Below are 14,512 nucleotides of genomic sequence, written 5' to 3'. Positions count from 1 at the left end.
TGCGGAGGGTCGTGGGACCGCCGAGCCGGGGTCAGCCCGGGCGGCTGCTGTCGGCCTCCACGTCGGCCAGGTCGATCCTGTTGAAGACCTCGTTCATCACCGGACTGACGGGATAGCTCACCACGCGCGGGCTCATGGCGAGGGCGGAGATGGGCAGCACCAGCGGCACGGCGGGGATCCGCTCCGAGAGCTGCGCGCTGATGTCCGCGTAGGCATCGGATCGCTCCTGCCCGACAGGGAGGCTGCCTGCCCGGGTGATCTTGCTCTCCAGCTGGGAGTCGTCGTAGGCGAACTCGGCGCTGGAGCTGCCGAAGAGGGCGCCGACGAAGTTGGCCGGATCCTGGTAGGTGCCGCTCCAGCCCAGGAGGTGGAAGGCCCGGTCGCCCGGCCGCTGGACGGCGTCGACGTAGCCCTCGCCCCACTCGATCGGCACCGGCCTGATGTTGAAGCCGGCCTCCACGAGTTGGCGGCTCAGCTCGGCGTACGCCTTCTCCGGCGCGGGGAGATACGGACGGGAGACGGAGCGCGGGTAGTAGAAGGGGAGCTCCTCCCCGTCGTAGCCGGCCTGCTCCAGGAGGTCCCTGGCGCGGGCGGGATTGTACCCGTAGTTCGTGACGTCCTCCGTGCTGATCCCGAGCTTCTCGGGCAGGAAGGAGCGGGCCGGCTTGGTCCCGTCGAGGAACCGGCCGTCGATCAGCGCGCGCTTGTCGATCGCGTGGGCCACGGCCCGCCGGAAGAGGACGTCGTCCACGCCGGGGAAGTCCTGGTTCAGACCGAGGTAGAGCACGGAGTAGGGGTCGCGCTGCAGGAACTGGACGCCGTTGCGGGCGAGATCCACCGCGCTGTCGACCGAGACGAAGTCGTACCCGTCGATGCGCCCCGAGGTGAGCGCCCGTGCGCGTGCTCCCGCGTCGGTGATGGTGGTGAGGATGACACGGTCCACGTCCCCGGAGTCGCCCCAGTAGTCGGCGAAGGACTTCAGCTCCACCTCGCCGGCCTCCCAGCGCACGAGTTCGAACGGTCCGGTGCCCACGGGCGCAGCCCCGAACCTGGAGATGAGCGTCCCGCCCCTGCTGTGGCTGAGTTCGTTGGCTTGATCGGAGGCGAGGGCCGCGGGCGAACCGAGGGCGAAGCCCGGGGCCGCCAGCGCGGGGATCAGCGACGTGATCTGCCGGGCGAGCTGCAGCGTCAGGGTGTACTCCGACGTCGCCGTGCACCCCTCGTACAGGCTCAGCTCGGGCTGGTCCGAGAAGGCCCTGAAGACGTCCTTGAACGGCAGGCGCGACCGGTCGAGCCCGTCGGAGGCAGGCATCGTGTACCAGCGCTCGAAGTTGGCACACACTGCGGCGGCGTCGAACGGCCGTCCGTCGTGGAAGAGGACGTCCTCGCGCAGGGTGAAGTCGTAGGCGCGGCCGCTGTCCTGCTCCGTCCAGGACTCCGCGAGGAGGGGAACGGGCTCGGAGGTGAGGGGATCGACACCCACCAGTCCCTGCATCAGCTGGCGGGTCACGCGGTAGGACTCGGTGTCGACGGCGAGCGCCGGGTCGAGGGTCCGCGGATCGGCGGCCGTCCCGAAGCGGAACGTGCCCGGGTCGTTCTCCACCACCGTGCTGCTCTTGACCGGCTGCGGTACCTCCTCCGGCGCGGTGCAGGAGACCAGGGTGAGGGAGGCTGCCAGCGCGGCGGCGAGGGAGCGGGCTCCGGCGGTGCTCCGGCGACCGGGGCGGCGCGCGGCGGCAGTGTTCACAGGCGGGATCTCCGATGGGCCGGGTGGGTGAAGCCCCAAGTGTAAGTGATCGAGCTGTCCGTTCCCCGACGGCGCGTCGCTCGCCGGACACAGGACAGGCCCCCTCACCGCGGGGGTGAGGGGGCCTGTCCCGGAGCCCTGGACCGCCCTGGAGGGCCGGACCAGGGCGGTGCGTGCTACTGCTCGGCGGGAACCGAGAGCACCGTGTCGATCAGGTACACGACGGCGTTGGCCGTCTGGACGCCGCCGCAGATGACGTTGGCGTCGTTGACCATGAGCTCGTCGCCGGAGCCGCTGATCTCGAGCTCGCCGCCCTGGAGCGAGGTCTGGGTGGTGCCCTCGATGTCGGCGGGCTGCATCTTGCCCTCGACCACGTGGTAGGTGAGGATGCTGGTGAGTCCCTCGGTGTCCGTCTTGAGTCCCTCGACGGTCTCGGCGGGCAGTGCCTCGAACGCCTCGTCGACCGGGGCGAACACGGTGTACTCGCCGCTGTTGAGCGTGTCGACCAGGTCGACATCAGGGTTGATGCCGCCGGAGACGGCCGCCGTGAGCTGCGTCAGGATGGGGTTGTTCGAGGCGGCGGTGGCCACCGGATCCAGCGCCATGCCGGCAACCGAGCCGTCGCCGTCGGGCACCTCGGCCGCGTAGTCCTCGCACCCGGGGCCCACGAGGTTCGCGGCGGGGTCCATCATCGCGTCGCTGGAGGCCGACGGCGCCATGCTGGCCTCGGCGCTCTCGCTCGCCATGCTGCTCTCACTGGCCATGCTGCTCTCGCTGGGCTCGGACGACGCCTCGTCGCCGCCCCCGCAGGCTGCGAGACCGAACATGGATACTGCTGCGATCCCGAGGATCGAAAGGTTCCTGCGCTGGATGACTGCCATGGGAATATCCTCCGTAGATGTGACCGGGCGGGTGCCTGCGGTCGGTGCCGTGGGGTGGAACACATCGTGTCGATGTCTCACAGGTCATTCGCTCGAACCGGGGAGGCGGATGGGTAGGCAGGTCGGGAAATCGAAGAAAGCGTTCGCCCGGTGCCGGCGCCGGATCCACACGGGGACTCCGGCCGGCTGGTCCTGTGGTGCGCAAGAGGGGACTTGAACCCCTACGTCCGAAGACACTGGAACCTAAATCCAGCGCGTCTACCAATTCCGCCACTCGCGCCTCGATGCCTGGAGACCAGGGGCATCGTCCTGGTACCACTCTAGCGCCACCGCGGCGGCGCCCCGACGGCTACCCGTCGATCCCGAGGTCACGGCGGAGCTTCGCCACATGACCGGTGGCCCGCACGTTGTACTGGGCCAGCGAGACCTTCCCTTCGGCGTCGACCACCACGGTGGACCGGATGAGGCCCTCGTAGGTCTTGCCGTAGTTCTTCTTCTCCCCCCACGCACCGTAGGCCGCGGCCACCTCGTGGTCCTCGTCCGAGAGCAGCGGGAAGGTCAGGGCCTCCTGTTCGACGAAGGCGGCGAGCCTGTCCACCGGGTCGGGCGAGATCCCGAGGACGGTGAAGCCGGCTGCGCCGAGCGAGGCGAGGTTGTCGCGGAAATCGCAGGCCTGCGTGGTGCACCCGGGGGTGGCGGCCGCGGGGTAGAAGTACACGATGACGTCGCCGCCCCGGAAGGAGGACAGCGTCACGTCGGTGCCCTGCGCGTCGGGGAGCGTGAAATCGGGTGCGGCGGCACCCTGGTCCAGTTGCTGCGTCATGCCTGCTCCTGAGGATCGATGGTTCGCCGGCGCTGGGGCTCCTCGTCCGGGCGGAGAGGAAGTGGTCGGCAATCAGAGGGTACAGCCTAGCTATCATGGACCTCAGATCCGGTGCCCGAGCTGCAGGTCTGTGAGCAAGAGGAAGGTTGGCCATGCGCAATCTGGATCAGTGGACCACGGGCCGGCTCCTGACCACGGCAGCCCGTCTGGTGGAACACGCATGGATGGAGCGGTTGAACCACCTCGGGGTGACCCATGCCGGCGTGATCGCGCTGGGGGTGCTCGCGGAGCAGGGCGCCATGACCCAGGCCACTCTCGCCCAGAGCGTCCGGGTGCAGGCCCAGACCATGGGCAGGACCCTCTCCCACCTGGAGTCCAGGGGATGCGTGCTACGCGTGCCGGACGACCTCGACCGGCGCTCGCACTCGGTGTCCCTCTCCGCCACGGGGCGGCAGGTGCTCGACGCCGCCGAGGACATCGAGCAGACCCTCGTGAGCGGCGGCGCCCTGGTGTCCGAGGAACTGCGGGGACATCTGCAGGCCATCATCAGTGAGCTCGGCGCCTCCCGCTGGAAGCGGATTGTCCCCGGCACCGCGCCGGACCCGGGCACGGCCCCCGAGGGCCCCACGGCGCCCGAGGGCCCCGCGGGCCCCACGGGCCCTGCAGCCGTCCCCTGCTGACACCCGTTCGGAACCGGGGCGACGGGTCGCGGTCCGTCGCCGTAGCGTGCCCGGGCGCGAAAAGGAAGCCCGTGCAGGAACCCGGCTCCGCAGGACCCCACGGTTGCGCGTGGACCGGTCTGCTGTTTTCTTGGGAGCGTGAGTGTTCTTCCGCCGACGCAGCGTCGCACGCAGAGTTCCGCCGCACCCCGGGTGCAGGGCGGGTCACCCGACAGGGCCCCCGGTGGCACGTCCGGCAAGGACGGGGCGGGCCAGGTGCCGGTCTCGCGTGCTGCCGCCCGCCCGGGAGCGCGGCTGACCGCGGCGCTGCAGGACGACATCGCACTGCGGCACCTGGACATCGCCGAGTCCGTGGCGCGGTCCTTCGCGTCGTCGGGCCCGGAGGCCTCCGACATCCGCCAGGTGGCGTACCTGGGTCTCATCAAGGCCGTGCAGCGCTTCGATCCCGCGCGCGGCGTCCCGTTCGCGTCCTTCGCCGTCCCGACGATCAACGGTGAGATCAAGAGGTACCTCCGGGACTCGTGCTGGGTGATCCGCCCACCGCGGGAGATCCAGGACCTGCGCACCGAGATCGCCCGTGCCGCACCGGCCCTGGCGCAGCGCTTCGGTCGTGAGGCGACGGCCCGGGAACTGGGCCTGGAACTGGGCCACCCGGAGGCGAGGATCCTCGAGGCGCAGGCCGCCCACTCCAGCCTCCGCCCGGAGTCGCTCGACGCCGAGGGCCCGGGCTGGGCGGAGACGCTGGCCGTCGAGGCGAGCGGCACGGATCGCAGCGACGACATGATCTCGCTGCGCGGTGCGGTCAACGACCTCGGACCGGGCGAGAAGGAACTGCTCTACCGCCGGTACTTCATGGAGCAGACCCAGCAGGTGATCGCGGACGCACTGGGGATGTCGCAGATGCAGGTGTCCCGCGCCCTCTCACGGATCCTCGTCAGACTGCAGAAAACCCTGCTCGGCTCGCCCGCCCAGGCCCGTCCGGCCGCAGCGCCGTCCCGGGCGCCGGGCCGGACGGGGTGAAGCGCCCCGTGCCCGGAGGCAGGCGCGGCTACGCCATGCCGTGAGCCGCGGCAGCGGCCAGTACCTGCTCCACGGTGACGGCCAGCAGGGCCGGATCGGGCGTGGGGGAGAAGGTGTCACCGAGGCGCACCGAGGCATCGGTCAGGACGGTGTGGGGGCCCGGTGGAGGACCCCACTCGGCCGCGGGCGCCGGTCCGAACAGGACGACCGACGGCCGGCCGTACGCCGAGGCGAGGTGAGCGGCACCCGTGTCGGCCGAGATCACCAATGCCGCACCCGCGATGAGCGCGGCGAACCGGTCGAGCGGCAGCGTCCCGGCAGCGACGGCGTCCTCGGGCAGGCCGGCGGCAGCGGCGACGGCGAGGGCCCGCGCGCGTTCGGCGTCGCTGCCGGTGAACAGGACCCGGTGGCCCGCGGCTGCAAGACGACGGGCGACGGCCGCGAAGCGTTCGACGGGCCACAGTCTGCTGCCGTAGGCGGCTCCCACGTGCACGACGACGGCGCCCGGGGCGGAGCTCGCCACGCTGGGCGGACCGAGGCGGCAGTCCAGCGGGTCCGCCGGTGCTCCGTGCCACGACACCAGGGACGCCCAGCGCTCCCGCTCGTGGACGCCGTCGGGCCAGTCCGGACCGTCCCAGCCGTGCGAGCGGTGGCCCAGGCGCCGGTGCGCTCCGATCTCCCCGAGCCGACCCCGGCTCTCGACGCCGTTGCCGTGCAGATTCACGGCGATGTCGATCCGCCCGTGCTCCACCGGGAGGGGGGCGTCCAGTCCGTGGGTGGGCAGCAGGTCGTCGATCGCGTCGACGAGGCCGACGACGGGGCGCAGCCACTCCTGGGCCGCGTACAGGATCCGGTGCTCAGGGAAGGCGCGGCGCAGTCCCCGGAGCGCCGGGACGGCCACGAGGAGGTCGCCGAGCTTCAGGGCGCGGAGAACGAGGAGTTCCGGGCGACCGTCGCGTGCGGGGGTCGACGACGGCACCGGACGGTCGTCCGGGGCCCCGCTGCCCGGGGCGGACGGGGCACGGTCCGGGGTGGTCGCGGCGGTGCCGTCGGAGCTCATGCGGTTCATCCTGCCAGAGGTCCGGGAGGATGGCAGTGGCCGCGTGGCCGCGTGGCCGGGCGGCGGCAGCGGTGGGGGACGGAAGAAGTTCGGCCCGAAGTGTTTAGTCCTGCTCCTTCCCGGGCACTAAGCCTGTATGGCCTTCTCACCCGGACCCCCGCGGACCGCCCCACGGGCCGTCCTGTTCGATCGGGACGGGACCATCGTCGAGGACGTCCCGTACAACGGGGACCCCTCGCTGGTGGAGCCCATGCCCGGTGCCCGGGACGTCCTCGATCGGTTGCGCGCCGACGGCGTGCGCCTCGGCGTCGTCACCAACCAGTCCGGGATCGCCCGCGGCATCGTCACGCGGGAGCAGGTCGACGCCGTCAACGCGAGGGTCGAGGAGCTGCTCGGCCCGTTCGACCTCTGGGAGGTCTGCCCCCACGGACCGGGGGACGGCTGCCGGTGCCGCAAACCCGGCCCGGGCATGGTCCTGTCCGCGAGCGGGCGACTCGACCTGGACCCGTCCGACGTCGCCGTCATCGGTGACATCGGCGCCGACATGGGCGCTGCTGCCGCCGCCGGGGCACGAGCAGTGCTCGTCCCCACCGTGGTGACCCTCGAGGACGAGATCCGCTCGGCGCCCGCCGTCGCGGGGAGCCTCGCCGAGGCCGTGGCCCTCCTGTGGGAGGGGGCCCCATGAGGCGCCGCGTGCTGGTCGCACGCCTCGACAGCGCCGGCGACGTGCTGCTCGCCGGACCGGCCGTGCGGGCCATCGCGGCGGGGGACCACGGGGATTCGCCCAACGACGTCGTGCTCCTGTGCGGACCGCAGGGCGCCGCCGCGGGTCGGCTGCTACCCGGTGTGGCCGACGTCGTGATCTGGTCCGCCCCCTGGATCGTGGACCCCGCACCCGATCCGACGCCCGAGCTGATCGCCGAGCTGCAGGACGCCGTGGAGGCGCTGGAGGTGGACGAGGCCGTGATCCTGACCTCCTTCCACCAGTCGCCGCTGCCGCTCGCCCTCCTGCTGCGCCTCACGGGGGTCCGGCGCATCGCCGGCGCGTCCGTGGACTACGCCGGATCCCTCCTGGACGTGCGCATCAGGCCGGGGGAGGACTTCCCCGAGGACCAGCCGGAGGCCGAGCGGGCCCTGAGGATCGCCGAGGCCGCGGGCTACGCCCTGCCGGACGGCGACGACGGGCGGCTGCAGGTCACCCCCCGCCCGGACCCCGCGGAGGTGGAGGAGCTCGTGGGGGAGGGGCCCTACGTGGTGGTGCACCCCGGCGCCGCCGTCCCCGCCCGCGCCTGGCCGCCCCTGCACCACGCCGCCGCCGTGGAGCTGCTCACCGCCGCGGGCTTCCGCGTGGTGGTCACGGGGGGCCCGGGCGAGACCGGCCTGACCTCCACCGTGGCGGGTCCTGAGGGCCTGGACCTCGGCGGCAGGACGGATCTGGACACCCTGGGGACCGTGCTGGCGGGGGCCACGGTGGTCATCACGGGCAACACCGGACCGGCCCACCTGGCCGCTGCCGTGGGCACCCCCGTGGTGTGCCTGTTCTCACCCGTGGTCCCCGCCGTCCGTTGGGCGCCGTACAGGGTCCCCGTGGAGCTGCTCGGGGACCAGGACGCCGCCTGTGCGCTCACCCGGGCCCGCATCTGCCCCGTCCAGGGCCACCCGTGCCTGTCGAACGTCTCGCCGGAGGACGTGGTCGACGCCGTCCTCCGGCTCAGTTCCGGTATCTCATCACTCGGCTCGCGCCGCAGCATCGGCCGCACCGACGGCCGCAGACAGACGAGGGGAAAGCAATGAGGATCCTGCTCTGGCACGTCCACGGAGGGTGGACCGACGCCTTCGTCAGGGGGCGGCACACCTGTGTGCTTCCCACCGAGCCCGACGGCGGTCCGTGGGGACTCGGCCGGGCCGGTCGCGACTGGCCGGACAGCGTGGTCGAGGTCGCTCCCGGGGACCTCGCGGACGCCGACATCGACGTCGTCGTCCTCCAGCGCGCGGAGGAGATCGCCGCGTGCGAGCGGCTCCTCGGACGCACCCCCGGGCGGGACCTGCCGGCGGTGTTCGTGGAGCACAACACACCGCGCCGCGACATCGTGGGCACCGTGCACCCGCTGGCGGACCGGACGGACATCCCGATCGTCCACGTCACGCACTTCAACGACCTCTTCTGGGACAGCGGCCGTGCCCGGACCACGGTGATCGAGCACGGCATCGTGGATCCCGGCTATCTCTACTCCGGGGACCTGCAGCAGCTCGCGCTCGTGATCAACGAGCCGGTCCGGCGGGGCCGCATCACCGGCACCGACCTGCTGCCTCGCTTCGCCGGCGTCGCACCCCTCGAGGTCTTCGGCATGGGCACCGGCACCCTCGCGGACGCCCTGGATCTGGGACCGGGCGAGCTGCGCATCGGCGGGGACCTCCCGACCAAGCAGCTCCACGCGAGGCTGGGACGCTCGCGGGCCTACGTCCACCCGCTGCGCTGGACCTCGCTGGGACTGTCCCTCCTGGAGGCCATGCACGTGGGTCTGCCGGTCCTGGTGCTCGCCACCACCGAGGCCGCCCGGGCCGTACCCGCAGGCGCCGGCGCCGTCTCGACGAGCGTCGAGGACCTCCTGCGTGCTGCGGCCCGGCTGATCGAGGACCCTGACGAGGCCCGCACGCGCGGCCTCGTGGCACGCGAGGCCGCCCTCGCCCGGTACGGACTCGCCCGCTTCCTGTCCGACTGGGACGCGGTCCTCGACGAGGAGGCGTCCCGGCTGCGAGGACAGCTCGTCACCGAGAGGAGAGCGCCGTGAGGATTTCCATGGTGTCCGAACATGCGAGCCCGCTCGCGGCACTCGGAGGCGTCGACGCCGGTGGCCAGAACGTCCATGTCGCCGAGCTGTCCCTGGCCCTCGCGCGCCGGGGACACGACGTCACCGTCTACACGCGCCGCGACGATCCGGACCTGCCCGCCCGCGTCCGCTCGGAGCCGGGACTCGAGGTGGTGCACGTGGACGCCGGCCCGGCCGGCGCCGTCGCCAAGGACCTCCTCCTGCCGTACATGGGGGCGCTCGCGGACGGCATCGTCGCGGACTGGGGCCAGGACGCACCCGACATCGTGCACGGCCACTTCTGGATGTCCGGCCTCGCGGCGCTGGATGCAGCGCGCCGCAGCGCAGGCGCGGGCCGACCGGTGCGGGTCGTCCAGACCTTCCACGCGCTCGGGACGGTCAAGCGGCGCCACCAGGGCGTCGAGGACACCAGTCCGGCCGAGCGGATCTCCCTCGAGGCGATGGTGGGCCGCAGCGCGGACCACGTGGTGGCCACCTGCTCGGACGAGGTGTTCGAGCTCGCGGCGATGGGCGTGCCGGACGGCAGGGTCTCCATCGCCCCCTGCGGCGTCGATCTGGACCTCTTCACCCCCCGCGGCCCCGTGGAGGAGCGGAACCGGGCACACCGGATCGTCAGCGTGGGCCGGCTCGTGCCGCGCAAGGGCATGGACCTGGCCATCCGTGCGCTGCGTGAGCTCACCGACCTCGGGCGCAGCGACGTCGAACTCGTGATCGTGGGCGGCGCGGGCAACTCGGCCGGACTGCAGGACGATCCCGAGGCGCAGCGCCTGCTGACCCTGGCGGCGGACCTCGGCGTCGCTGACCGCGTGGTGCTGCGCGGCCAGGTGTCCCGGGCGGAGATGCCGGCGGTCCTCCGGAGCGCCGACGCCGTCGTCTGCGCGCCCTGGTACGAACCCTTCGGGATCGTCCCGCTCGAGGCCATGGCATGCGGCGTACCCGTCGTCGCCGCGGCCGTGGGCGGCCTGGTGGACACCGTCGTCGACGGCACCACCGGACTCCACGCACCGCCGCAGGATCCGCCCGCCATCGCCGCGGCGATCGGCTCCCTCCTCGCCGATCCGGCCCGGGCCCGCGAGCTCGGCGAGAACGGCCACCGGCGGGTGCTGGCGCGCTACTCCTGGGACAGGATCGCCGCCGACACCGAGACGGCGTATCTCGCCGCACTGGGCACGACGGCGCCACCACCGACCACGGCGCAGCACACCACCGCGCGCCCACTCGAGAGCACGGGAGGCCGGGCACTGTGACCACGGATTTGAGGACCACGGAACTGAGGACCACGGGACTGTCGGACACGGAACTGAGGACTACGGATCTGTCGGACACGAATTTGTCGGACACGGGACTGTCGGACACGGACGCACGTCCGCGGAACGGCCTGCCGCACCCCGTCGGGACCCTCGACGCCTCGCTCGAGGACTCGGAGCGCCTGGTCCTGGAGCATCTGCGGGCCCTCACGCCGGCCCTGGAATCGCTGTCCCGGAATGCCGGGACGCTCGCGGAGTGGGGACGCGAACTGGCCACCCGCCTCATGGGCGGTCAGCGACTGCTCGCCGCCGGCAATGGCGGCTCGGCGGCCGAGGCGCAGCATCTGACGGCGGAGCTGGTGGGTCGCTTCGACGGGGAGCGGGAGCCGTTCTCGGCCATCTCGCTGCACGCCGAGAGCTCGGCGGTCACCGCGATCGCCAACGACTACGGCTTCGAGCAGCTGTTCGCCCGCCAGGTACGCGCGCACGGCCGTGAGGGGGACATCCTGATGCTCTTCAGCACCAGCGGCAGGAGCCCCAATCTGCTGCGCGCGGCGGAGACGGCCCGGGCGGCCGGCATCACCACGTGGGCGCTGACGGGTGCCGGCCCCAACCCGCTCACCGAGTGCGTGGACTCCTCCGTGGCGATCGATGCCGTCTCGGCCAGCGCCCAGGAGGGGCACCTGATCGCCCTGCACGCCGTCTGCCGTGCCTTCGACGCGGCGGTGCTGCGCCGTCGGGAGGAACAGCAGTGTGAGGAGAACCAGCCGTCCGGGGAGAACCGGCGGTCCGGGGAGAGCCGGTCGGGTAGGGAGGAGCAGCGATGAGGATCGTGGTGGTGGGGGACGTGCTGCTCGACACGGATCTCTCCGGGGGAGCGGGGCGACTGTCACCGGATGCGCCCGTGCCCGTGGTCGAGGTCGACGCCGTGCGGCGGCGCCCGGGCGGCGCGGGCCTCGTGGCGCGCATGGTCCGGGGCGAGGGGCACGAGGCCGTCCTCGTGACGGTCCTCGGGGACGACGACGCCGCGGGGCTCCTGCGCGCCGAGCTCGACGGCATCGACGTCGTCGCGGGCCCCTCGCAAGCCCCGACCCCCGTGAAGACGCGGATCCGTGCGTCGGGCCAGGCGGTGGTGCGGTTCGACGAGGGCTGCGCGCCGCCACCGGCGCCGGAGTGCACCGACGGGATGCTCGCAGCGCTGACCGGGGCCGACGCGATCATCGCGGCGGACTACGGTCGCGGCGTCCTGGCCAATGCCGAGTTGCGGGCACACCTCGCGGCGGTGGCCGGATCCACCCCTGTCATCTGGGATCCGCACCCGCTCGGTGCCGAGCCCGTGCCGGGCGTGGCAGCCGTGACCCCGAATCTCGGGGAGGCCCTGCGTTTCGCCGGGGTCCGCGGGTCCGGGACCTCGGCAGCCGCGGCGGCGGCCGACGTCCTCCTGGAGACCTGGGGGAGCCGAGCCGTGATCGTCACGATGGGCGATCACGGCGCCCTGGTCGCCGCGCCGGGACTGCTGCCCCAGGTGATCCCCGCACCGCGCGTGGATGCAGCGGATCCGTGCGGCGCCGGTGACCGCTTCGCCGTCGCGCTCGCCGTCGGGCTCGCCGAGGGGGCGGCGGTCGACGCCGCGGCCCGGCAGGCCACCGAGGCCGCGGCGTACTTCCTCGGGCTCGGCGGTCTCGCCTCGCTCGGCACCGGGCAGGGAGCGGCGCCGCTGCAGCTGCCGGTGGAGGGTCTCGACGCCCTGGAGGTGGTCCGACGGACGCGTGCGGCGGGCGGGACCGTGGTGGCGACCGGCGGCTGCTTCGATCTCCTGCACGCGGGGCACGCCCGCACACTCGCCGCGGCACGGCAGCTCGGCGACTGCCTCGTCGTGTGCCTGAACTCCGACGACTCCGTGCGCGGACTGAAGGGGGAGCACCGGCCCATCATCCGGCAGGACGACCGCGCCGAGCTGCTCACCGCGCTCGAGTGTGTCGACGCCGTGCTCGTGTTCACGGAGTCGACGCCGGAGAACGCGATCGCCCGGCTGCAGCCGGACATCTGGGTCAAGGGCGGCGACTATGCCGCGGAGGACCTCCCGGAGGCAGCCCTGATGAGCAGCTGGGGCGGCAGGACCGTCACCGTGCCCTACATCCCGGCGCGCTCCACCACGAAACTTGCCGCTGCTCTCGCCCGCGTGGGCTGAGCCGGCTGCAGATCCTCGTCCGGTCCGTCCGGGCACACTCAACGAAGGGAACACCATGACAGAGAACACCCCTGCCACCAGCTTCAACCCCGGGCGCGTCCTGGTGACCGGCGGAGGCTCCGGCCTCGGCGCCGCGATCGTCCAGGGCGTCGTCGCCGCCGGCGGGACCGCCGTCGTGCTCGACCGCGACATCAGCCGCGTCAGCGGCGTGAAGGCCTTCGAGGTCGACGTCGCCGACCGCGCGGCCGTCGAGGCGGCGGTCACCGCGGCCGCCGAGATGCTCGACGGGCTCGACGCCGTGGTGACCGCCGCGGGGATCGACCGCTGCGGGGCCCTGGACACCGTGGCGGCCGACGAGTGGGAGAAGGTGATCGGCGTCAATCTCCTGGGCACCGCCTCGACGGCACGCGCCGCACTGCCGTACCTGAAGCAGTCCCACGGCCGCGTCGTCACGATCGCCTCGACCCTGGGTATCAAGGCCGTCGGCGACGCGACGGCCTACTGCGCCTCGAAGTTCGGCGTCATGGGTTTCTCCCAGGCACTCGCGGCGGAGACGGCGGGCGAGATGGGCGTGACGACCATCATCCCCGGCGGCATGAAGACCCGGTTCTTCGACGACCGGGACGAGCAGTACAAGCCGCAGGACGACTCGCGCCTCAACGATCCGGAGCGCGTCGCCGAGGCCATCCTGTTCGCCCTCTCGCAGCCGAAGAGCTGCGAGATCCGCGAGATGGTCATCGCCCACGCAGAAGAAGGCTCGTGGCCCTGAGTTCCGCCACGTCCGCGTAGACGGCGTCGGGCTGGACGGAGGCGACGAGCGGGTCGTCGTGCTCGCAGCGCTCCGCCGTCCAGCCCACCTGGCGCAGATCGGCGCCGCACGTGGCGCAGTGCGTCACCCAGGAGAAGTGCACACGGTGCAGCGTGCGGCCCACCGGGCCGGCGTTGATCATGTTCCCGATCCAGAAGACGCCCACCGTCGGTGTGCCCAGGGCCTGCGCCAGGTGCCTGGGCCCGCTGTCGTTGCCGACCACGACGGCGCTGGCCTCCAGGACGCCCAGCAGTTCGCCGAGCTCCAGCTCGCCCGCCAGGGAGCGGACCGACGCCGCCGGTGCCGCCCCGAGGGCCTGCCGGACGATCTCCTCGGCGGCCGGCACATCCGTGGCGTCACCGACCACCACCACCTCGCAGCCGTCGGCCGCCGCCCGCACGGCCACCTCCGCGAACGACGACGACGGCCAGCGGCGCCTGGGATCGGTGGCCCCCGGGTGCAGTGCGATCACCGGCCCCGGTCCCACGAGCCGCCTCGCCCGTTCGGCGTCGTCCGGGGTGAGCTGCAGCCGGGCCTCCAGGTCCACGGGCGCCGCGCCGGCCAGGCCCACGACCTCGAGGGCACGGAACACCTCGTGCTGGTAGTAGGCGTACGGGATGGTCCGCTCCAGCGCCGCGGCATCCGGGGTACGCGTGCCGACGGTGTGGGGCGCGTCGAGGCGCAGGAGGAAGGGATTGGAGTTCCTCCCGCCCCCGTGCAGCTGCACCGCCAGATCGAAGGACCCGCGAACCCCCGCGAAGAACCGGTCCACGGCGGCAGGATCCGCCTCGCCGGGCCGCACACCCTCGTGGACCGGCAGCTCCAGCACCTCGGCGACGGGGCCGGGCCTGCCGTCCAGCAGGGCCGCATGGGCGGGCATCCCGAGGAGGGTGATCGATGCCTCCGGGTAGCGGGCGTGGAGCGCGGTGATGGCCGGAAGGGCGAACATGAGGTCCCCCAGCCCCCCGCCGCGCAGTACCGCGATCCTGCGGACGTCCTCGAACGGGGCGAGCAGCGGGCCCACGGCCCTCGCGGTGTCCTGGCGCCCGCCGAACTCCGCCGTGGTCTCTGGGTGCTGCATGCCGTGCGTCCCCGTTCCTGGTGCTGGTGCTGGTAGCGGTGTCGGGAGGCCGGGCCTCCCGCTCCCATGCTTCCCATGCTAGGTGCGCCGGAGGAGTCGGGACGCCTCCGAATATCGGGGACGAGGCTGTGTGAACCGGCCGA

Annotated in this window: 14 protein-coding genes and 1 tRNA gene; 9 read left to right on the top strand and 6 right to left on the bottom strand. The window is 72.7% G+C overall.

Annotated elements, in window-relative coordinates:
* Positions 1-31: 31 nt before the first annotated feature.
* From Q0747_RS01195 to bcp, 4 genes are all read right to left on the bottom strand, one after another.
* The gene (locus Q0747_RS01195; protein ID WP_298251434.1) at positions 32-1,747 is read right to left on the bottom strand and encodes an ABC transporter substrate-binding protein; all 1,716 of its coding nucleotides are present in this window, start codon (positions 1,745-1,747) and stop codon (positions 32-34) included.
* A 176-nt stretch (positions 1,748-1,923) separates the two neighbouring features.
* Positions 1,924-2,628 (bottom strand): fasciclin domain-containing protein, encoded by a 705-nt coding sequence (locus Q0747_RS01190; RefSeq protein ID WP_298251433.1) that lies wholly within the window; start codon positions 2,626-2,628, stop codon positions 1,924-1,926.
* Between the two features lie 195 nt (positions 2,629-2,823).
* Positions 2,824-2,908, bottom strand: a tRNA-Leu gene (locus Q0747_RS01185).
* 69 nt (positions 2,909-2,977) lie between these two features.
* Positions 2,978-3,451, bottom strand: a complete 474-nt coding sequence (bcp, locus tag Q0747_RS01180) for a thioredoxin-dependent thiol peroxidase (RefSeq protein ID WP_298251432.1) — start codon at positions 3,449-3,451, stop codon at positions 2,978-2,980.
* A 152-nt stretch (positions 3,452-3,603) separates the two neighbouring features.
* Here bcp and Q0747_RS01175 point away from each other — a divergent pair, with 152 nt between their 5' ends.
* Together Q0747_RS01175 and Q0747_RS01170 are read left to right on the top strand one after the other, a co-directional pair.
* Positions 3,604-4,131 carry a MarR family winged helix-turn-helix transcriptional regulator gene (locus Q0747_RS01175; RefSeq protein ID WP_298251431.1) on the top strand — a complete coding sequence of 176 codons (528 nt, stop codon included), beginning with the start codon at positions 3,604-3,606 and terminating at the stop codon, positions 4,129-4,131.
* Positions 4,132-4,269: 138 nt separating this feature from the next.
* Positions 4,270-5,151 carry a sigma-70 family RNA polymerase sigma factor gene (locus tag Q0747_RS01170; RefSeq protein ID WP_298251430.1) on the top strand — a complete coding sequence of 294 codons (882 nt, stop codon included), beginning with the start codon at positions 4,270-4,272 and terminating at the stop codon, positions 5,149-5,151.
* 28 nt (positions 5,152-5,179) lie between these two features.
* On the opposite strand, the gene Q0747_RS01165 is transcribed toward Q0747_RS01170, so the two are convergent.
* Positions 5,180-6,211 (bottom strand): glycosyltransferase family 9 protein, encoded by a 1,032-nt coding sequence (locus tag Q0747_RS01165; protein ID WP_298251429.1) that lies wholly within the window; start codon positions 6,209-6,211, stop codon positions 5,180-5,182.
* Between the two features lie 136 nt (positions 6,212-6,347).
* Here Q0747_RS01165 and Q0747_RS01160 point away from each other — a divergent pair, with 136 nt between their 5' ends.
* From Q0747_RS01160 to Q0747_RS01130, 7 genes are all read left to right on the top strand, one after another.
* Entirely contained in the window at positions 6,348-6,896 is a 549-nt protein-coding gene (locus Q0747_RS01160) for an HAD-IIIA family hydrolase (protein WP_298251428.1), read from the top strand.
* A complete protein-coding gene (locus Q0747_RS01155) occupies positions 6,893-8,005 on the top strand; it encodes a glycosyltransferase family 9 protein (RefSeq protein ID WP_298251427.1) in 1,113 nt (370 codons plus the stop codon). Before Q0747_RS01160 ends, Q0747_RS01155 begins: the two co-directional genes overlap by 4 nt.
* Positions 8,002-9,003, top strand: a complete 1,002-nt coding sequence (locus tag Q0747_RS01150; RefSeq protein WP_298251426.1) for a glycosyltransferase — start codon at positions 8,002-8,004, stop codon at positions 9,001-9,003. Before Q0747_RS01155 ends, Q0747_RS01150 begins: the two co-directional genes overlap by 4 nt.
* A complete protein-coding gene (locus Q0747_RS01145; protein WP_298251425.1) occupies positions 9,000-10,289 on the top strand; it encodes a glycosyltransferase in 1,290 nt (429 codons plus the stop codon). Before Q0747_RS01150 ends, Q0747_RS01145 begins: the two co-directional genes overlap by 4 nt.
* A 182-nt stretch (positions 10,290-10,471) precedes the next feature.
* Positions 10,472-11,116 (top strand): SIS domain-containing protein, encoded by a 645-nt coding sequence (locus Q0747_RS01140; protein WP_298251744.1) that lies wholly within the window; start codon positions 10,472-10,474, stop codon positions 11,114-11,116.
* Entirely contained in the window at positions 11,113-12,480 is a 1,368-nt protein-coding gene (locus Q0747_RS01135) for a PfkB family carbohydrate kinase (RefSeq protein ID WP_298251424.1), read from the top strand. Before Q0747_RS01140 ends, Q0747_RS01135 begins: the two co-directional genes overlap by 4 nt.
* 55 nt (positions 12,481-12,535) lie before the next feature.
* Positions 12,536-13,249, top strand: coding sequence for an SDR family oxidoreductase (locus Q0747_RS01130; protein WP_298251423.1), 714 nt, complete (start codon positions 12,536-12,538; stop codon positions 13,247-13,249).
* Here Q0747_RS01130 and Q0747_RS01125 read toward each other — a convergent pair.
* The gene (locus tag Q0747_RS01125; protein WP_298251422.1) at positions 13,215-14,369 is read right to left on the bottom strand and encodes a glycosyltransferase family 9 protein; all 1,155 of its coding nucleotides are present in this window, start codon (positions 14,367-14,369) and stop codon (positions 13,215-13,217) included. The two genes, Q0747_RS01130 and Q0747_RS01125, sit on opposite strands and share 35 nt — an antisense overlap.
* Positions 14,370-14,512: the final 143 nt, after the last annotated feature.

It is taken from the genome of uncultured Arthrobacter sp., from assembly GCF_947493765.1.
Classification (GTDB): Bacteria; Actinomycetota; Actinomycetes; order Actinomycetales; family Micrococcaceae; genus Arthrobacter_D.
This window is presented reverse-complemented; position numbering and strand designations above follow the sequence as displayed.